The organism is Pseudomonas sp. HLS-6 TE3448, assembly GCF_053629555.1.
Genome location: NZ_JBRJIO010000001.1, coordinates 2,262,395 through 2,282,120, shown reverse-complemented (window position 1 = coordinate 2,282,120; position 19,726 = coordinate 2,262,395). Strand labels below are relative to the sequence as shown.

Genomic DNA, 19,726 nt, shown 5'->3' with positions numbered 1-19,726 from the left:
AGCGCTGATCACTGGCAAGCCAGCGTCACATCATCCACTCACTGCCCCGCCGGGGCCTGCCCCAGAATCAGCTGGCCATTCTTGTCGAGCGGGATCTGTGGGCCCGGGTCACGATCCATGCGCACCTTGCCGACCTTGTCACCAATCGAATACTTCACGTCATAGCCAACGACCTTCTCACTCAGGTCATTGACCGTATTACAGCGCGTCTCGGTGGTGGTGTAGGTATCTTTGTTCTGCATGTTCTCCTGCACCTTGTTACCGGCATAACCGCCACCCACCGCACCGGCCACGGTTGCAATCTTCTTGCCGGTACCACCGCCAACCTGGTTGCCCAGAAGGCCACCAGCCACGGCGCCGATCACGGTACCCGCAATCTGATGCTGGTCCTTGACCGGCGCCTGGCGGGTTACCGCGACATCCTTACAGACTTCCCGTGGCGTCTTGATGGTTTGTTTGACCGGCTGAACTCCAAGCACCTGAGCATACTCAGGCCCATGATTCACCAGTTTGTAGGTTGCTATGGCGCCCCCGGCAGTCACACCGACAGCACCCAGTACCGCACCCACCAGCATCGACTTGTTCACGTGAAACCTCCAGACCGTACAGACGGGCTATCGCCCGTGCTTCTCCTAGCCTTGGAGCATAAAAAAAGGCGCGAGTTCAACACTCGCGCCTTTTGGGGACCACTGACCGGGTAAACGGCGTATTTACGGACGCTCGTCCACTTCCTCGGCTTTCACCGGTGGAATCAGGTCTTCGCTACTCAGGTTCAGCCAGATCAACACCACGTTGGCGATGTAGATCGAGGAGTAAGTACCCGCCAGAACACCGATGAACAGTGCAATGGAGAAGCCGAACAGGTTGTCACCACCGAAGAACAGCAGCGCCGCAATCGCCAGCAAGGTCGAAACCGAGGTGGCCACGGTACGCAGCAGGGTCTGGGTGGTGGAGATGTTGATGTTCTCGATCAGCGAAGCCTTGCGCAGTACGCGGAAGTTCTCACGTACCCGGTCAAAGACCACGATGGTGTCGTTGAGCGAGTAACCAATGATCGCCAGAACTGCCGCCAGCACCGTCAGGTCGAAGGTGATCTGGAAAAACGACAGGATACCCAGGGTCACGACCACGTCGTGGATCAGCGACACAATTGCACCGACCGCGAACTTCCACTGAAAGCGGAAGGCCAGGTAGATCATGATGCCGCCCAGTGCCAGCAGCATGCCGAGGCCGCCTTGGTCACGCAGCTCTTCACCTACCTGCGGGCCGACGAACTCGACACGCTTGACCACGGCCGGGTTGTCGCCACTGACCTTGCGCAGCGCCTCGGCAACGCGGTTGCCCAGTTGCGGGTCATCGCCCGGCATACGCACCAGCAAATCGGTGGTAGCGCCAAAGCTCTGCACCACGGCATCGCCGAAGCCAGCCTTGACCAGCTCCTCGCGCACCTTGCCCAGATCAGCCGGCTTTTCGTAGGTCAGCTCGATGAGCGTACCGCCGGTGAAATCCAGACCAAAGTTCAAGCCCTTGTGGAACCAGCTGAACAAGGCCAGTACGGTAAGGAGCATGGTGACGGCGAACGCAACGTTGCGCACGCCCATGAAGTTAATGGTACGTAACATGGCAGCCCCTTAAACCCACAACTTCTTGAAGTCACGCCCACCAAAGATCAGGTTGACCATTGCGCGGGTCACCATGATGGCTGTGAACATCGAGGTAAAAATCCCGAGGGACATGGTCACCGCAAAGCCTTTGACTGGCCCGGTACCCATGGCGAACAGGATGCCGCCGACCAACAGGGTGGTCAGGTTGGCGTCGAGAATCGCGGTGTAGGCACGGTCGAAACCTTCATGGATCGCACGCTGAACCGACATGCCGTTAGCCAGCTCTTCGCGAATCCGCGAGAAGATCAGCACGTTGGCGTCAACCGCCATACCCATGGTCAGTACGATACCAGCGATACCCGGCAGGGTCAGAGTAGCACCCAGCACCGACATCAGGGCCAACAGCAGCACCATGTTGCCTGCCAGTGCCACTGTAGCGATCACACCGAAGAAGCGGTAAATGGCAATGATGAACAGCGAGACGAACAGCATGCCCCACAGCGACGCATCGATACCCTTGGTGATGTTGTCCGCACCCAGGCTTGGGCCAATGGTACGTTCCTCAGCAAAGTACATCGGCGCAGCCAGGCCACCGGCACGCAGCAGCAGGGCCAGTTCCGACGATTCGCCCTGGCCGTTCAGGCCGGTAATGCGGAATTGGCTACCCAGCGGCGACTGAATGGTCGCCAGGCTGATGATGCGCTTCTCTTCCTTGAAGGTCTGGATGGCAACGTCTTTCTCGACACCATTGACGACCTGCTTCTCGTAGCGAGTGGTCGGCTTCTGCTCGATGAAGATCACCGCCATGCTGCGACCGACGTTGCTACGGGTCGCGCGGCTCATCAGCTCGCCACCGTGGCCATCCAGACGGATGTTCACCTGCGGGCGGCCATGCTCGTCGAAGCTTGCCTGGGCGTCGGTTACCTGGTCACCGGTGATGATCAGGCCACGCTCAACCGCAGCTGGCGGACGACCGCCTTCACGGAACTCGAAGGATTCGGTGGTGGCTTTCGAGGCACCCGGCTCTGCACCCAGGCGGAACTCGAGGTTGGCGGTCTTGCCGAGAATACGCTTGGCTTCAGCGGTGTCCTGCACGCCCGGCAGCTCCACCACGATGCGGTTGGCACCCTGGCGCTGAACCAGTGGCTCGGCAACACCCAGCTCATTGACGCGGTTACGTACCGTGGTCAAGTTCTGCTTGATGGAGTACTCACGAATCTCGATCAGCTTGGCCGGCGAAATCGACAGGCCCAATACGGCCATGTCGTTACGCTCGCTTGGCGTAAGCTCGAAATCGTTGAAATTCTTGCGGATCAGGGCACGTGCCTGCTCGCGGGTTGCATCGTCAGCGAAGCCCAACTGAATGCTGCCGTCTTGTTGCGGCAGACTGCGGTAGCGCACACGCTCTTTACGCAGCAGGGTTTTGACTTCACCTTCATACACTTTCAGGCGTGCGGTAATGGCTTTGTCCATGTCCACTTCCAGCAGGAAGTGCACACCACCGGACAAGTCCAGGCCCAGCTTCATTGGGCTTGCACCCAACTTGCGCAACCATTGCGGAGTGGTTTGAGCCAGGTTCAGCGCCACTACGTAATCGTCACCCAGCGCCTTGCGCACCACGTCCTTGGCAGGCAACTGGTCTTCCTGCTTGGTCAAACGCAGCAGGCCACCCTTGCCCTTCTCACCCAGGCTCGCGCCCTTGACCTGAATACCGGCATCGCTCAACGCTTTGCTGGCACGATCCAGATCGGCCTGGCCAACCTGCAGCGCAGTACTTGCACCGCTGATTTGAACAGCCGGATCGTCAGGGTAGAGGTTGGGAGCGGAATAAATGAAACCGACCGCCAGCACCAGCACGATCAGCGCGTATTTCCATAAAGGGTATTTGTTCAGCATCACGCCGCCCGTTCAAGAGACGGGGCGCCTTGCGCGCCCCGTCGATTGGTAAAAGACTTAAACTTAGATCGCCTTGAGCGTGCCTTTTGGCAGGGTCGCAGCAACGGCGCCCTTCTGGAACTTCAGCTCAACCGAGTCGGACACTTCGAGCACTACGAAGTCATCGGCAACTTTGACGATCTTGCCGGCGATACCGCCGTTGGTAACAACTTCGTCACCCTTCTGCAGATTGCTCAGCAGGTTCTTCTGCTCTTTGGCACGCTTGGCCTGTGGGCGCCAGATCATCAGGTAGAAGATGACCAGGAAACCTACCAGGAAAATCCACTCAAAACCGGTACCGGCAGGGCCAGCAGCGGCAGGGGCAGCGGCGTCCGCGTATGCGGCAGGAATCAGAAAGCTCATTTAGCACTCCAGTTGCGAAATAGTACTTGTAAGGGTCGGCAAAACATCAATCCAAAGGCGGCACAGGCAGCCCGCGCTTGGCGTAGAAGGCATCAACGAAAGCGGCCAATGTACCTTGTTGAATAGCCTCGCGCAAACCAGCCATCAAGCGCTGGTAATGTCGCAAGTTATGGATGGTATTCAACATGCTACCCAGCATTTCGCCGCATTTATCCAGATGATGCAAATAAGCGCGGGAGAAGTTCTGGCAGGTGTAGCAATCACAGGTTGGGTCCAGCGGCGAATCATCATGGCGATGGAACGCATTGCGGATTTTAAGCACGCCTGTATCGACAAACAGATGACCGTTACGCGCGTTGCGCGTAGGCATCACGCAATCGAACATGTCGACGCCGCGGCGCACACCCTCAACGAGATCTTCCGGCTTGCCTACCCCCATAAGGTAACGAGGTTTGTCAGCAGGCATCTGCCCTGGCAGGTAATCTAGCACCTTGATCATTTCATGCTTCGGCTCGCCCACCGACAAGCCACCGATGGCCAGGCCATCGAAGCCGATCTTGTCCAGGCCTTCCAGCGACCGCATGCGCAGGTCCTGGTGCATGCCGCCCTGAACGATACCGAACAACGCCGCAGTGCTGTCGCCATGGGCGTTCTTCGAGCGCTGTGCCCAACGCAGCGACAGCTCCATCGATACCCGTGCCACGTCTTCATCGGCCGGGTACGGGGTGCACTCGTCGAAGATCATCACGATGTCCGAGCCCAGGTCGCGCTGAACCTGCATCGACTCTTCCGGGCCCATGAACACCTTGGAGCCGTCTACCGGCGAGGCGAAGGTCACGCCCTCTTCCTTGATCTTGCGCATGGCGCCCAGGCTGAACACCTGGAAACCACCGGAGTCGGTGAGGATCGGGCCTTTCCACTGCATGAAGTCGTGCAGGTCGCCATGGGCCTTGATGACCTCGGTACCCGGGCGCAGCCACAGGTGGAAGGTGTTGCCGAGGATGATCTGCGCACCAATCGCCTCGATATCCCGCGGCAGCATGCCCTTGACCGTGCCATAGGTACCCACCGGCATGAACGCCGGGGTATCCACCACGCCACGGGGGAAGGTCAACCGACCCCGACGGGCCTTGCCGTCGGTAGCCAGCAACTCAAAGGACATACGACAGGTGCGACTCATGCTTGATCCTCGGGCCCACGTGGCGCCGGATTGCGGGTGATGAACATGGCATCACCGTAACTGAAGAAGCGGTAACCGTTTTCCACCGCGGCCTTATAGGCAGCCATGGTTTCCGGGTAACCGGCGAAGGCCGAAACCAGCATCAGCAGCGTGGACTCGGGCAGATGGAAGTTGGTGACCAGGGCATCGACCACATGAAACGGCCGGCCCGGGAAGATAAAGATGTCGGTGTCGCCGCTGAACGGCTTGAGCACGCCATCGCGCGCGGCGCTTTCCAGCGAACGCACACTGGTGGTGCCCACCGCCACCACCCGACCGCCACGCGCACGGCAGGCGGCAACGGCGTCGACCACGTCCTGGCTGACCTCCAGCCACTCTTTATGCATATGGTGGTCTTCGATGCGCTCTACCCGCACCGGCTGGAAGGTGCCCGCCCCTACGTGCAAGGTAACGAATGCCGTGTCGACGCCCTTGGCGGCGATCTTCGCCAGCAGGTCTTCATCGAAATGCAGGCCAGCGGTTGGCGCGGCCACCGCACCGGCACGCTCGGCGTACACGGTTTGATAACGCTCGCGGTCGGCACCTTCATCCGGGCGGTCGATATACGGCGGCAGCGGCATATGCCCGACGCGGTCGAGCAGCGGCAACACCTCTTCGGCGAAACGCAGCTCGAACAACGTATCGTGGCGCGCGACCATCTCGGCCTCACCGCCGCCGTCGATCACAATCTGCGAACCGGGCTTGGGCGACTTGCTGGAGCGCACATGGGCCAGCACGCGGTGGCTGTCCAGCACACGCTCGACCAGAATCTCCAGCTTGCCGCCGGAGGCCTTCTGGCCAAACAGCCGCGCCGGGATCACCCGGGTATTGTTGAACACCATCAGATCGCCCGGGCGCAGGTGCTCGAGCAAATCGGTGAATTGCCGGTGCGCCAATGCCCCTGTTGGCCCGTCGAGGGTCAACAGCCGGCTACTGCGGCGCTCGGCCAAAGGATGGCGGGCGATCAGGGAATCAGGGAGCTCAAAAGAAAAATCGGCGACGCGCATGATGGTGTTCGGTTTGACAGGGCCGGAAAGTTTAGCGGAATCGACAAAAATTCACCATGAAAGCTGATTGACCAACGGTAGGCACCTCTTTATACTCCGCGTCCACAAGCCCTGATGGCGGAATTGGTAGACGCGGCGGATTCAAAATCCGTTTTCGAAAGGAGTGGGAGTTCGAGTCTCCCTCGGGGCACCAAACAGCAGTAACTGAACGGTTCTACCAACCTTCAGATCCAGAAAAACCGGCCAATTGAGCCGGTTTTTTTGTGCCTGCGCTACGCCGATGCCTGCCTGCGGATTCAAGGAAGAACCACCATGGGGCTGACCAGTACGATATCCCTCTATGACAGCCGATGGCCTGCCCTCTTTATAACCGCCAAAGAGCAGATCAAGGCGGCGTTCGGCGCAGAGCTTGTTGCCATTCACCATGTCGGAAGCACCGCTGTTCCAGGGCTTGCAGCCAAGCCTGAGATTGACCTTCTCATTGAAGTTTCGGCGCACCTGAACGAAGCCCGTCGAGACACCGTCATGCGTGAGCTCGGCTACGCCCGGGGAAGTGATCTGTCCGCAGGCCACCATTTTTATCGCCGCGATGTTGATGGCATACGAACCCATAAGGCCCACGTTTGCCTCACAGGCCATCGTCAAATCGAACGCATGCTTCGCTTCCGGGATCGCCTCAGGCGCGACCCCGTTATTCGCCAGCAGTATCAAGACTTGAAACTTGAGCTGGAAGCCAGCAACACCGGAGGCATCGGTGAATACCTGGCAAAGAAGGCGCCTTTTATCGACGGAGTAATGGGGGCGGCCTAGGAGGCAGCTTCCTGATGCGTAGCAGGACTTGGCCTTGCGCCAAGCATGCAGATACCTGCTTCAATGATAAAGCTCCCCTTATTTTTATAACCACTGCACAGGAGCATTACAAATAATAGATGTGATGGCCAAAATTCGGACGAGCATCATGTGCGATAAGCGGCGACCAAACTGACAAACGAACAGCACGCTCCACAGCAAAACAATCTCCGGCACCGCTAGTAATATTTATACCTTTTTCTATATGAAAATGACCATAGACCTTGGGAACGTTATTTACTATTACGACGCTGTTAGTGTCGCTGGTATGCTCAACAACGACAAACTCATTTCCAAAATAATAGTACAACCCGTAACCGCTTTCATTCCTGCAACGCTTTATGTGATCAACGCGACCAAATCGATGCAACGCTCGATCATAGGCGGTTTGGAGCATTACGTCCCATTGCGAACGCTGACTGAGGCTGGAGAACTTTTCTGGAACCTGTGCCCAGATTACATCCGGGCGATGTCGACCTCGTATTATCGCCGCTTGCTTACATGCATTGAATGCCTTGTCCCAGGTTGTGGGTCCAAAACCATTGCTCTGGGTATACGTAACCGCACCACGCACTTCGGTAGCAATGTTTGGCAAATGAATGAGACCCGAAAAATCCTGCCGCGTGGGATGTAAAATCGCCATAATCACCTCTTGTATTTGATATAGGGTTTGGCACAGCACGAAAAACAGAATCATATTTATCTTCACTGGACCGCAATAAACTTTTTCCGTCTTTAATCAAAGAGACTTCCTTAGCGACTGTAGGAGCATCCCGGAAATTGCGCCGAACCACCGCCAAGGACGACACACCAGGCCGTACTCTTCTAGACTCAATAGGTAGTCGCAGAAAGAACAGAGCACGTCGCTTTGGTGCAGATGAATCAACAGAGGCGTGGCAAGCTGCCTGTTATGCCCTGAACAGGTGCGGCAAATACCGCACGGGGCCCAACAAGATGCCCGCTCAGGGTGCCTGGCCAACGGCCTGAACATGCCACGCTACCGTGACGTGGTGTGAGTGCCGAAGCCGACACTCTCGGACAATCGACAACCGTCTGGTTTGCTCGTGACCGTGAGGAATGTTGTATGCCTGATGAGATGTTGCACCTGCCTTTGGTCACCCGTCTGCTGGAGCGCCACAAAGGCGCACCCGGCGCACTGTTACCGATTCTTCATGAGATTCAGGAAAGCATCGGTTACATCCCCGATGCCGCCGTCCCCGAGATTGCCCATGCCCTGAACCAGAGCCAGGCCGAGGTTCGTGGGGTCATCAGCTTCTACCATGACTTTCGCACCGCGCCGCCGGCCCGGCATATCCTGCGCCTGTGCCGGGCCGAGTCCTGCCAGAGTCGCGGCGCCGAGCAGCTCGCCGCGCAGTTGCGCGAACGCCTGCAACTGGACGACCACGGCAGCAGCGCCGACGGCAACATCAGCCTGCGCCCGGTGTATTGCCTTGGTGCCTGTGCCTGCTCGCCAGCCCTGGAGCTGGATGGCCAGGTGCATGCGCGGCTCAGTGCCGAGCGCCTGGATGCCCTGCTCGATGCTTGCCAGGAGGACGCATGATGCCGCGCCTCTACCTGCCCTGTGATTCGCTTGCCCGTGCCGTGGGTGCCGATGCGGTAGCCACCGCCCTTGCCACGCAGGCCCGGGAGCGTAACCTGCCGCTGGACTTGCAACGCACCAGCGCTCGTGGCCTGTACTGGCTGGAACCGCTGCTGGAGATGGACACCCCGCAAGGCCGAATAGGCTTCGGCCCGCTGACCGCTGCCGATGTGCCCTCCCTGCTCGATGCGCTGCACGGCGATCCGTCCGCCCACCCGCTGGCCTTGGGCCCGGTGGAGCAGTTGCCCTATCTGAAAAGCCAACAGCGCCTGCTGTTCGCCCGCGCCGGTATTACCCGGCCGCTGTCCCTGGACGATTACCGGGCCCATGGTGGCTTTGAAGGCCTGACCCAGGCCATTGCCCTGGGTGGCGAGCAGACCGCGACCGTGGTGTTCGATTCGGGGCTGCGCGGCCGTGGCGGCGCAGCCTTCCCGGCCGGCATCAAGTGGCGCACAGTGCGCGGCACACAGGCGGCGCAGAAGTACGTGGTGTGCAACGCCGACGAAGGCGACTCCGGCACCTTCGCCGATCGCATGCTGATGGAAGGCGACCCCTTCCTGCTGATCGAAGGCATGGCCATTGCCGGTCTCACCGTCGGGGCCAGCTACGGCTACATTTATGTGCGCTCGGAGTATCCACAGGCCGTAGCCACACTGCGCGAGGCACTGGATATCGCCCGGGCTGCCGGTTACCTCGGCGCCAATGTCGGCGGCAGCGGCCTGACCTTCGATCTGGAGGTGCGCGTCGGTGCCGGCGCTTACATTTGTGGTGAAGAAACCGCGCTGCTGGACTCGCTCGAAGGCAAGCGCGGTATCGTCCGTGCCAAGCCCCCCATTCCCGCCTTGCAGGGCCTGTTCGGCCTGCCGACCCTGGTGCACAACGTGCTGACCCTGGCCTCGGTGCCGCTGATTCTGGCCAAGGGTGCGCAGTTCTATCGCGATTACGGCATGGGCCGCTCCCTGGGCACCATGCCCTTCCAACTGGCGGGCAATGTTCGTCACGGCGGCCTGGTGGAACGGGCCTTTGGCCTGACCCTCAGGGAGCTGGTGGAAGACTACGGTGGAGGTACCGCCAGTGGCCGACCACTAAAGGCCGCCCAGGTCGGCGGCCCGCTCGGCGCCTGGGTGCCGCCCGGGCAGTTCGACACGCCGCTGGATTACGAAGCCTTCGCCGCCATTGGCGCCATGCTCGGTCATGGGGGTGTGGTGGTGGCTGACGACAGCCTGGACATGGCCCACATGGCGCGCTTCGCCCTGCAGTTCTGCGCCGAGGAATCCTGTGGCAAATGCACCCCCTGCCGCATCGGCTCGACCCGGGGCGTGGAGGTGATCGACCGCCTGCTGGCCGCACCCGACCAGCGCGGTCGCGATGAGCAGGTGATCATCCTCAAGGACCTGTGCGACACCCTGCAGTACGGTTCCCTGTGCGCGCTGGGCGGCATGACCTCCTACCCCGTGGCCAGCGCCCTCAAGCACTTCCCCGCCGACTTCGGTCTGCAGCCCTCGGAGGCCGACCAATGATCACGCTCTTCGACCCGAACACCGATATCGACCTCGGCACCCCGGCCCGCGACAGCCAGGTGCAGGTCACCCTGAAGATCGACGGCCGCAGCATCAGCGTGCCCGAAGGCACCTCGGTGATGCGCGCCGCTGCGCTGATGGGCACCACCATTCCCAAACTGTGTGCCACCGACAGCCTGGAAGCCTTCGGCTCCTGCCGCATGTGCCTGGTGGAAATCGACGGTATGCGCGGCTACCCGGCGTCCTGCACCACGCCGGTCAGTGAAGGCATGAGCGTGCACACCCAGACGCCGAAGCTCGCGACCCTGCGCCGCAACGTGATGGAGCTGTACATCTCCGATCACCCGCTGGACTGCCTGACCTGCTCGGCCAACGGCAACTGCGAGCTGCAAACCGTGGCCGGCCAGGTCGGCCTGCGCGAGGTGCGTTACGGCTATGAGGGCGCCAACCATCTGGCCGACCAGAAAGACACCTCCAACCCCTACTTCGACTACGACCCGAGCAAGTGCATCGTCTGCAACCGCTGCGTGCGTGCCTGCGAAGAAACCCAGGGCACCTTTGCCCTGACCATTACCGGGCGCGGCTTCGAGTCGCGGGTCGCGGCTGCCGGTGGCGAGGACTTCCTGGACTCGGAATGCGTGTCCTGCGGCGCCTGTGTGCAAGCCTGCCCTACCGCGACCCTGATGGAAAAAAGCGTGATCGAACAGGGTCAACCCGAACACAGTGTGATCACCACCTGCGCCTATTGCGGTGTGGGCTGCTCGTTCCGCGCCGAGATGAAAGGCGACCAACTGGTGCGCATGGTTCCAGACAAGAACGGCCAGGCCAACCACGGCCACTCCTGCGTCAAAGGGCGCTTTGCCTGGGGCTACGCCACCCACCCGGATCGCATCACCACCCCGATGATCCGCAAGCACATCAACGACCCCTGGCAGGAAGTCAGCTGGGATGAGGCTGTGACCTACGCCGCCAGCGAATTCCGCCGGTTGCAGCAAACATACGGCCGCGACGCCATTGGTGGCATTACCTCCAGCCGCTGCACCAATGAAGAAACCTACCTGGTGCAGAAACTGGTGCGCGCCGCCTTCGGCAACAATAACGTCGACACCTGTGCACGGGTCTGCCACTCGCCGACCGGCTATGGCCTGAAACAAACCCTTGGCGAATCCGCCGGCACCCAGAGTTTCGACTCGGTGATGCAGGCCGACGTGATCCTGGTGATCGGCGCCAACCCCAGCGACGCCCACCCGGTGTTCGCCTCCCAGCTCAAACGCCGCCTGCGTGAAGGCGCACGACTGATCGTCATCGACCCACGACGCATTGATCTGGTGGACTCGGTGCATGCCCGCGCCGAACTGCACCTGGCCCTGCGCCCGGGCACCAACGTGGCAATGCTCAACGCCCTGGCCCATGTCATCGTTACCGAGGGGCTGCTCAACCAGGCCTTTATCGACGCCCGTTGCGAGGGCAGCGATTTCGCCCGCTGGCGCGAGTTTGTCAGCCGCCCGGAAAACTCGCCGGAAGCCCTTGGCCCCGTCTGCGGCGTCGCGGCTGCCGACATCCGTGCGGCTGCCCGCGTGTACGCCACGGGCGGCAATGCGGCGATCTACTATGGCCTGGGCGTCACCGAACACAGCCAGGGCAGCACGGCGGTCATGGGCATCGCCAACCTGGCCATGGCCACCGGCAACATCGGCCGCGAAGGCGTGGGCGTGAACCCGCTGCGTGGGCAGAACAACGTTCAGGGCTCCTGCGACATGGGCTCCTTCCCCCACGAATTGCCCGGCTACCGGCATATCTCCAACGGGGTGATACGGGCGCAGTTCGAACAGGCCTGGCACGTCACCCTGCAACCGGACCCCGGCCTGCGCATCCCCAACATGTTCGAGGCCGCCTTGGGTGGCAGCTTCAAGGGCCTGTACTGCCAAGGCGAAGACATCGCCCAGAGCGACCCCAATACCCAGCACGTCACCGCAGCGCTGTCGGCCATGGAGTGCGTGGTGGTGCAGGACATTTTCCTCAACGAAACCGCCAAGTTCGCCCACGTGTTCCTGCCGGGCAGCTCGTTCCTGGAAAAGGACGGCACCTTCACCAACGCCGAACGGCGCATCTCCCGGGTACGCAAGGTCATGGAGCCTTTGGGTGGCAAGGCTGACTGGGAAGGCACAATGGCCCTGGCCAACGCCCTGGGCTACCCGATGCACTACCAGCACCCGTCAGAAATCATGGATGAAATCGCCAGCCTGACGCCGACCTTCAGCAACGTCAGCTACGCCGCCCTGGACCGCCACGGCAGCCTGCAATGGCCGTGCAACGCCGAGGCACCGGAAGGCACGCCCACCATGCACATCACGGAATTCGTGCGCGGCAAGGGGCGCTTCATGCTCACCGGCTACGTGCCCACCGAGGAAAAGGTCAACAGCCGCTACCCGCTGCTGCTGACCACCGGGCGCATCCTCAGCCAATACAACGTCGGCGCCCAAACCCGGCGTACCGACAACGTCGCCTGGCACGAAGAAGACCGCCTGGAAATCCATCCGACCGACGCCGAAAGCCGTGGCATCAACGAAGGTGACTGGGTAGGCATCGGCAGCCGCGCCGGCCAGACCGTACTGCGCGCACGGGTGACTGAACGGGTAGCGCCAGGCGTGGTGTACACCACCTTCCACTTCCCTGAGTCGGGGGCCAACGTCATCACCACCGACAACTCCGACTGGGCCACCAACTGCCCGGAGTACAAGGTCACCGCCGTGGAAGTCAGCCGCGTCTACCACCCTTCCGAGTGGCAGAAGCGTTATCAGGAATTCAGTGACGAACAACAGCGCTTGCTCGACGAACGCCGCCAGGCTCGCACTGCCGGCACACACACCGAGGGACGCCGATGAGCACTGCCAACCTGATCAAGATGGCCAACCAGATCGCCCAGTACTTCGCCAGCGAACCCGACCCGCAACAGGCCGTGCTCGGCGTGCGTAATCACTTGCAGATGTTCTGGACGCCCGCCATGCGCAAGGAATTGCTGGCCTGGCAGACGGCGCACAAAGGCGCTGACTTGCACCCCTTGGTGCAGGCAGCGCTCAGTGGCTCGGGCTGGGAGGCTTAGGTTCACACAGGGCCTTGGCCTCGCGCGGCTATCAGGCCGCGCGAGGCACCTATGGGGCATTTAAAGAGGGTGAAGCAGCTGCGTCAGAAAGAAGCGGGATACCGTTCTGATGCTACGCTTGGTAGCACAGTATTATGGCATTCCAAATACCAAACGTAACACCTGAAAACGCAACCGCTCAAGAACGCGCCTTACAGAGCTGCATTATCCCTGGCCCGGATATTGCTGAACCTTCTGGCAATCCATCCGAGACGCACCTCAAATGGCCAATCGCTCATTACCCACTGGCAATACCCATGCCTGTCACTGGCCGAAAGCCTGTGGGCGTGAGCGTGCGTTGCCAACCGGTGCCATGAGAGGTTTTCTCCGGCGCGCAGCAGCGCCATTGCGGGTCATGCTCAAACGCCTACCGGCCTGCGTTGCGGCCAAACAGAATGGTTTCTGGCAGATAGTCTGATCGGTCTTCCCGACGAGAGCTCTTCTCGATCATTACCGTAGCGCCCGCCCTGTCGGTGTGCTGCGGCCCCTTATCCGATGGTTCCCTAGAAACGGTTTCAATCGCCCGTTCCTGGAGACCTGCACCCGGAAGACCTTGATGACCAACACAACCGCAGTGCTCGTTATCGACTTGCAGAAAGAAGATGGCTTTGCACTAGAACGATTTGACCACGTAGTCGCCAACGCGGCCTCGCTGATCGACGCCGCCCGGGGCTTGGGTATCCCACTGTTCTACACCCGCCACGTCAACGATGCGCAAGGCCGGGACCTGGCCCCCGGCGAACCCGTGGACGAGCACGGCAAGCCGACCAGTTACCTGGCAGGTACGCCTGCTATTGAGATCATCGACGCGTTGGCCCCACAGGCCGGCGATGTGGTGATCGACAAGCACCGCTACAGCGCCTTTCATGGCACCCGGCTGGCCCAGATGTTACACAGCCGGGGGATCCGCCACCTGGTGGTGTTTGGCGTGCTGACCGATGTGTGCGTGATGACCAGCCTGTTCGATGCCTACCAACATGACTTCCAGCTCAGCCTCGTTTCAGATGCCTGCACGGCAACGACGCTGGCAGCGCATTACTCATCGCTGCTGATCCTCTCCAACTGGATTTACGGGCTGGAAATCTATTCCACCGCGCATCTCCTTCGCCATTGGCAAAACCAACCGGCGTCTTCGGTGCGAACACTCGAACCTGATCACCTCGCCTTCCACCCCGAAGCGTTCGTCGAAGCGATCCACAGCTTCGAAAACCGCCTTGCCCGTGACTGCTGAACGCGGAGACTGCCATGAAAATAGAAAACAGAAGCATTGATTTCATTCCAGAACATGAGCGCTACGGCCAGCCCCGCTCACTGTTCTTTGTCTGGTTCGGCGCCAACGCCAACATCACCACCGTTGCTGCGGGTGTGCTGCCGATCAGCCTGGGGCTCAACCTGTTCTGGAGCGCACTGTCCATCCTGCTGGGCTCCATGATCGGCGCGATCTTCATGGCCTCGCATTCCGCCCAGGGGCCGAGGCTGGGCATACCGCAGATGATCCAGAGCCGAGCCCAGTTCGGCGTATTCGGCGCGATAGTGCCGCTGCTGTTCGTCATGCTCATCTACCTGGGGTTCTTCGTCAGCAACACCTTGCTCGCCGCCCAGGCCGTCGCCACCACGAGCCCGCTCAGCAACGAGGGCAACATCGTCCTGCTCGGCGTACTGTGCTTTTTGGTCGCCCTGTTCGGCTACCAACTGATCCATCGCCTGCAGAAGGCCCTCTCGTTCATCTCCATCGGCGTGTTTGGTACGGCTACGCTGCTGGCGCTTGCGCTTCCGGTGGCGCCTGAGCAATGGTCACCACAGGGCTTCCACCTGGCAAGCTTCCTGGCCTCGGTCAGCATTGCAGTCACCTGGCAGTTGTCCTATGCGCCGTATGTGGCGGACTACTCCCGCTACTTGCCCACCAGCACCCCGACCCGGCACGTGTTCTGGTACAGCTACCTGGGCACTGTCATCGGCGGCAGCTGGATGATGCTGCTCGGTGCCGTACTGGCCAAGGCCATGGCCGGCTTTGCAGACAATGTGGGCTTGAACCTGGTGGGGCTGCTCGGCGGTGGAACGCTGCTGATGTTCGCGTTCATTCTGTACGGCCAGGTCGCCATCAACGTGTTCAACCTTTACGGCGCATTCATGTCGACCGTCACGGTGATCGAACCGTTCGCCCCGCTGAAAGTAACCCCTCTCGCAAGGGCCGGGTTCATGTTCATCATCTGCGCCGCCGCCACCGGCTTATGCACACTGGCTCAAGATGACTTCATCCAGTTCTTCCTGAACTTCATCTTCTTCATGAGCTACTTCCTCATCCCTTGGACGGCCATCAACCTGGTGGACTACTACGCGCTGCGCAAAGGCGTTTACCAGATTGCCGACATCTTCGAGCCAAAGGGTATCTATGGCCGGGTGAACTGGATCGCCATCGGCGTGTTTCTGAGTACCATCCTGCTTGAAGTACCGTTTATGAACACCTCGCTTTACGCCGGGCCGATTGCCACCGCGTTGCAAGGCGTTGACCTGGCATGGGCCGTCGGCCTGGTGTTCCCGGCACTCAGTTACTACTGGCTGATGAACAAGCGCACAGCCCTGCAAGGCGTGACCGCGAAGGTGTAAGCGCAACGCGTGGGATGCAGGCGTCAGCGGGGTGTCAACCCGTCCACGGAGCCTGCATCGTTGGCAAGCCAACTCCCACAGGGATCGGCGCAGAACATCGGCGTTCTATGTGGGATGCAGGCTTGCCTGCGATAGCGTCAGCGGGGTGCCAACCCGTCGGCGGCGCCTGCATCGTTGGCAAGCCAACTCCCACAGGGATCCATGCAAAACACTGCATGTTCTGTGGGAGATTCCATGGTTCTTGCGTGCCCATGAGGTCAAACCACTTGATTGCGAAAGATCTTCACAGACAAGGCAATGAAAGCCCGTGCTGCCGGCGACGATTGGCTCTTGTCCAACACGGCAATCCCAACATGTCGCCTGACTGCCGGGTCGAGCACTTTCGTGAGGTACTGCGAGGCATCACGTTCAGGCAAAGCGGATTCGGCTACTACCGTCACAGCATCGCCCCGCGCCACTGCAGCCAAGGTGCTCATTAGCTGAGAGGTTCTATAGCGGATTTGGGGGTTCAATCTCGCGGCCACAAAGAGTCGCGAAACCAACTCAGACGAACCGGCTTCTGTCAGTACGAACGGATCTGAACACAAGTCATTCAACGTCACCGCCTCCTTGGCCGCCAAACGGTGCCCACAAGGTAGCAAGGCAACCATTTGGTCCTCGATCAACGGGTAGGTATCGAACTGGGCCTCCGGCAGGGCAACGAACCCAACGTCCACTCGCCTATCCAATAGCCACTGAACGACCTGGCGGTCGGGCCCCTCGTCCACATGTACCTCGATACCAGGATAGATCCTGCGGTAGTCGGCAAGGATTCGCGGCAGCAATCGTTGTGATGACGTGGGGCCAAATGAACCGATGCGCAGGGTGCCCAGCTTCATGCTCCGCGCATCAGAGGCTTCTTGTCGAATTGCATCAGCCAGCCCGAGCATCGATTGAGCGCGCTGGAGCAACCTTGCCCCAATGTCCGTCAATTCGACCTGGCCCTGGTGCCGAAAAAGCAACTCAACGCCCAGCTCCTGCTCAAGCGCCCTGATGGCATGAGACACCGCTGACTGGGAGATCCCCAGTTGGGCAGCCGCCAGCGTGAACCCACGTCGCCCGGCGACGACGATAAAAATTTCGAGCTGAGTCAGCGTCATCGCACAACCATGAGTAATCACTCATTTCCATATGAGCCCAATTCAGCATAAGGATAGAACACTGAAGCATAACGAGATAGGCCTAGGCGCCTTTTGACATCGCAGTAATCAAGGAGATTTTTATGGGCGCTCAATGGAAAACTGAAGGCGTATCGGCGCTATGGCCAGAGATCAATGGACCACTCTTGGCTTCGTATGGAATGGCTGGCCAATACGCACTCAGGAATGAAATTAAAGAACCATCCAAACAAACACTATCGGTGTTTGAGGCCATTACCGGCAACTACGTTAACGAGGTCAACCCGAGACTTCAGGCTCTAGATAACTCATACACATTCAAGTCCACCTCCATACTCTGACGTCAGGCTTACATCATGCTCCTTCAATCAAAAGCAAGAACACCTGCGTCCGACAGCCTCACTTACCTCAAGCTATCCTTGGTGGCGATCATTTGGGGCGGAACGTTTGTTGCGGGTCGCTACATTTCTTCCGACACCCCACCAATGCTGTCGGCAAGCCTGAGGTTCATGCTTGCTGGCGCTACGCTTACCCTATTCCTGATTTTCTCCAGAAAAATGTTTATCAAGATCAACCGATCTCAACTGGTGAAAATACTTGGCCTTGGATTCTGCGGCATATACACCTACAACCTTTTCTTCTTTTATGGGCTCCATTACACCACCGCATCCCGGGCCTCACTGATCGTCGCCCTCAACCCAGCAGTAATGGCCCTTTTTTCCTTCCTCTTTTACCGGGAAAAACTCACGTTTACGAAGACCTCCGGAATAGGCCTCTGCCTTATGGGTGCGGCAGCGGTGATTTTCAGTACATCACCAAACACCTTTCTTGCGGAGAACAGCGACTGGCGCGGTGATGCCTTAATTTTCGGGTGCGTATTGAGCTGGGTGGTCTATAGCGTGTTCTGCAAAACCATAGTCAACGAAATTGGCTCCTTACATACAGTGACCTACTCCATCTGGGCTGGCGCAGCGATGCTGACGGCGACAGCCACCGCTACAGGGCAATTCAATTTTGCTTCAGTGAGTGCGCTATCCACAGGCGACTTTTTTAGCCTGCTGTACCTGGGTGCAATAGGTTCCGCATTGGCCTACATCTGGTACTACCAGGGCATCCAGACAATCGGCGTCACACGCTCCGGGGTGTTCATTGCTCTTAACCCGCTAACCGCCGTTCTGCTGGGCGCACTGTTGCTCGGTGAGCAACTGACGAGTCCGATGTTGATAGGAGGCGCCCTGATCATCACAGGCATCCTGATCTGCAATCGGGCAACCCCAAGCGATCAACGCCTGAATGAAGGTATCTACCGCGAAAATTGACTTAATCCCCTCCAAAACGACGAAGACGCGCGTCGAGCAAAAGCGGGCGGCCAGAGGTGACCTTTTGCGCCTGGGCTACCTGATCCCGGTGCTCGACGTCGTACAGCTCGTGCGCTTGGCGCTGCCAGCGATTATTGACGAACGTTTCTGATCAGTGAGAAGTGGCCAGTGCGCACAGAGGGCTGCAAACCCCGCCATCATTCGGCCTGAATAAGGCCTTTGGTCCCGGCATCACTATCAGTCCAGTAATCCTCATCCTTCAGCCGCCGATCCCCCTGAATCATGAAGAGGATCGTGCCAGCCCGAAATTGCAGCCCACCATCGGTGCGTTTGGCTTTGACCGGTTTGCCGTTCACCCAAACATGCTCTTTTTCATCAATACGAATGGTGGCAACCGTCGCACCTGAAGCACTTTTAGCCACCCACTGCCCGGCGTATGGGGTCTGGCTTTTGGTGCTGTCTGCTGCCGGTGCTGCGGGCTCAACAAACCCCGCCTTGGCATTTTCGGCCTTGCTCTTGGTGATATCGCACCCCTGAAGCTCGCTCATCTGGGTGCACCCCGACTGCTCCAGCTGCTTACGGTACTTTTCGCTGATGGCATAAGCCGGTGATTGCGCAAGTACCGTAATGGCCAGCACGGCAAAGACTGCCTTGTTCATAGCGCCACCTCATCTGCTCAACGGGTTTCTGAGCCTGTGCTTGCTGAGTTGCCCCAACTACGCGTCGCACCAACACGAAAGAACGAAGTCGTGGCGATACACACAATCGCAGGTAAATCACAGCGCCCCTGGCCAAGGCTAGCGAGCCTGATCGCGACTCGCCAATCAAACGGGGGAATTACCATTACCGGTTTGCAGCAAGGGCTCGCTCATGCGGCGCATTGAATTGCCCCACAGTTGCCTTTCACGATGGGCATCTGTCGGCCAGAAGCAGCCATTCGTGATCGGCGAAGCTCACACCGCCTGAGAGCTACAACAACACCGATATGCAGCAGCTATTCGACGCCAAGTATCAAATGGTCTTCTCAAGCGCATTCAGCAACTGCTCGATCTTCTTCTCATTGCGTTTGTAGTAAGTCCAGGGACCAATGCGCTGAGACGTAACCAACTGAGCTCTCTGAAGGGCTGCGAGGTAGTTTGATACGGTCGACTGGGACAGCCCTACTCTTTCCTGGATGATGCTTACGCACACACCAAGCTGATCAGGATCTGCTTCCTGCTCGGGAAAGTTCTTCCTTGGATTCTTGAGCAAGGTGAGGATGGCGAGGCGTGTGGGATTATCCAGAGCCTTTAGCGCTTCGCTGAGATCGATGTTCATAGTAAGTGGCACATGGCTGGCTTTTCGCTATTTTACGATATTTCGATCTCAGTTGCTGCGCGCACTCCGACGAGGCGCGCAGCTCTG

General features: G+C 59.4%; 19 protein-coding genes and 1 tRNA gene. 10 read left to right on the top strand and 10 right to left on the bottom strand.

Annotation, left to right across the window (positions count from 1 at the left end):
• Positions 1-38 precede the first annotated feature (38 nt).
• The 6 genes from AB7M23_RS10525 to queA form a co-directional block, all read right to left on the bottom strand.
• Entirely contained in the window at positions 39-587 is a 549-nt protein-coding gene (locus AB7M23_RS10525; RefSeq protein WP_454240788.1) for a glycine zipper 2TM domain-containing protein, read from the bottom strand.
• A gap of 123 nt (positions 588-710) precedes the next feature.
• Positions 711-1,622 carry a protein translocase subunit SecF gene (gene secF / locus AB7M23_RS10520; protein ID WP_330522003.1) on the bottom strand — a complete coding sequence of 304 codons (912 nt, stop codon included), beginning with the start codon at positions 1,620-1,622 and terminating at the stop codon, positions 711-713.
• 9 nt (positions 1,623-1,631) lie between these two features.
• Positions 1,632-3,500 (bottom strand): protein translocase subunit SecD, encoded by a 1,869-nt coding sequence (secD, locus tag AB7M23_RS10515; protein ID WP_065758838.1) that lies wholly within the window; start codon positions 3,498-3,500, stop codon positions 1,632-1,634.
• Positions 3,501-3,563: 63 nt separating this feature from the next.
• Complete coding sequence (gene yajC, locus AB7M23_RS10510) at positions 3,564-3,902, bottom strand: preprotein translocase subunit YajC (RefSeq protein WP_065758839.1); 339 nt, start codon at positions 3,900-3,902, stop codon at positions 3,564-3,566.
• Positions 3,903-3,948: 46 nt separating this feature from the next.
• Positions 3,949-5,064, bottom strand: coding sequence for a tRNA guanosine(34) transglycosylase Tgt (gene tgt / locus AB7M23_RS10505; protein WP_176717408.1), 1,116 nt, complete (start codon positions 5,062-5,064; stop codon positions 3,949-3,951).
• Positions 5,065-5,078: 14 nt separating this feature from the next.
• Positions 5,079-6,128, bottom strand: a complete 1,050-nt coding sequence (queA, locus tag AB7M23_RS10500; protein WP_065758841.1) for a tRNA preQ1(34) S-adenosylmethionine ribosyltransferase-isomerase QueA — start codon at positions 6,126-6,128, stop codon at positions 5,079-5,081.
• A 108-nt stretch (positions 6,129-6,236) separates the two neighbouring features.
• Between queA and AB7M23_RS10495 the strand changes: the two genes are divergently transcribed.
• Both AB7M23_RS10495 and AB7M23_RS10490 read left to right on the top strand, forming a co-directional pair.
• Positions 6,237-6,321: transfer RNA gene (locus AB7M23_RS10495), tRNA-Leu, on the top strand.
• A gap of 119 nt (positions 6,322-6,440) precedes the next feature.
• Complete coding sequence (locus AB7M23_RS10490) at positions 6,441-6,938, top strand: GrpB family protein (RefSeq protein WP_454240787.1); 498 nt, start codon at positions 6,441-6,443, stop codon at positions 6,936-6,938.
• Positions 6,939-7,044: 106 nt separating this feature from the next.
• On the opposite strand, the gene AB7M23_RS10485 is transcribed toward AB7M23_RS10490, so the two are convergent.
• Complete coding sequence (locus AB7M23_RS10485; RefSeq protein WP_454240786.1) at positions 7,045-7,674, bottom strand: hypothetical protein; 630 nt, start codon at positions 7,672-7,674, stop codon at positions 7,045-7,047.
• 387 nt (positions 7,675-8,061) lie between these two features.
• Between AB7M23_RS10485 and AB7M23_RS10480 the strand changes: the two genes are divergently transcribed.
• The 6 genes from AB7M23_RS10480 (at position 8,062) to AB7M23_RS10455 (ending at position 15,846) form a co-directional block, all read left to right on the top strand.
• A complete protein-coding gene (locus AB7M23_RS10480) occupies positions 8,062-8,538 on the top strand; it encodes a formate dehydrogenase subunit gamma (protein ID WP_454240785.1) in 477 nt (158 codons plus the stop codon).
• Positions 8,535-10,097 (top strand): formate dehydrogenase beta subunit, encoded by a 1,563-nt coding sequence (locus AB7M23_RS10475; protein WP_454240784.1) that lies wholly within the window; start codon positions 8,535-8,537, stop codon positions 10,095-10,097. The genes AB7M23_RS10480 and AB7M23_RS10475 overlap by 4 nt, the downstream gene beginning before the upstream one ends.
• The gene (fdhF, locus tag AB7M23_RS10470) at positions 10,094-12,982 is read left to right on the top strand and encodes a formate dehydrogenase subunit alpha (RefSeq protein ID WP_454240783.1); all 2,889 of its coding nucleotides are present in this window, start codon (positions 10,094-10,096) and stop codon (positions 12,980-12,982) included. Before AB7M23_RS10475 ends, fdhF begins: the two co-directional genes overlap by 4 nt.
• A complete protein-coding gene (locus AB7M23_RS10465) occupies positions 12,979-13,200 on the top strand; it encodes a formate dehydrogenase subunit delta (protein WP_065758854.1) in 222 nt (73 codons plus the stop codon). Before fdhF ends, AB7M23_RS10465 begins: the two co-directional genes overlap by 4 nt.
• A 595-nt stretch (positions 13,201-13,795) precedes the next feature.
• Positions 13,796-14,470 (top strand): cysteine hydrolase family protein, encoded by a 675-nt coding sequence (locus AB7M23_RS10460; protein ID WP_065758855.1) that lies wholly within the window; start codon positions 13,796-13,798, stop codon positions 14,468-14,470.
• Positions 14,471-14,484: 14 nt separating this feature from the next.
• Entirely contained in the window at positions 14,485-15,846 is a 1,362-nt protein-coding gene (locus tag AB7M23_RS10455) for a purine-cytosine permease family protein (RefSeq protein WP_454240782.1), read from the top strand.
• A 257-nt stretch (positions 15,847-16,103) separates the two neighbouring features.
• On the opposite strand, the gene AB7M23_RS10450 is transcribed toward AB7M23_RS10455, so the two are convergent.
• A complete protein-coding gene (locus AB7M23_RS10450) occupies positions 16,104-16,985 on the bottom strand; it encodes a LysR family transcriptional regulator (protein ID WP_454240781.1) in 882 nt (293 codons plus the stop codon).
• Positions 16,986-17,107: 122 nt separating this feature from the next.
• On the opposite strand from AB7M23_RS10450, the gene AB7M23_RS10445 reads away from it, so the two are divergent.
• Together AB7M23_RS10445 and AB7M23_RS10440 are read left to right on the top strand one after the other, a co-directional pair.
• Positions 17,108-17,344, top strand: coding sequence for a hypothetical protein (locus AB7M23_RS10445; protein WP_065758858.1), 237 nt, complete (start codon positions 17,108-17,110; stop codon positions 17,342-17,344).
• A gap of 15 nt (positions 17,345-17,359) precedes the next feature.
• Positions 17,360-18,322, top strand: a complete 963-nt coding sequence (locus AB7M23_RS10440) for a DMT family transporter (protein ID WP_454240780.1) — start codon at positions 17,360-17,362, stop codon at positions 18,320-18,322.
• 197 nt (positions 18,323-18,519) lie between these two features.
• Here AB7M23_RS10440 and AB7M23_RS10435 read toward each other — a convergent pair whose 3' ends face one another.
• Both AB7M23_RS10435 and AB7M23_RS10430 read right to left on the bottom strand, forming a co-directional pair.
• A complete protein-coding gene (locus AB7M23_RS10435; RefSeq protein WP_454240779.1) occupies positions 18,520-18,981 on the bottom strand; it encodes a hypothetical protein in 462 nt (153 codons plus the stop codon).
• A 352-nt stretch (positions 18,982-19,333) separates the two neighbouring features.
• Positions 19,334-19,639 (bottom strand): ArsR/SmtB family transcription factor, encoded by a 306-nt coding sequence (locus AB7M23_RS10430; RefSeq protein ID WP_454240778.1) that lies wholly within the window; start codon positions 19,637-19,639, stop codon positions 19,334-19,336.
• Positions 19,640-19,726: the final 87 nt, after the last annotated feature.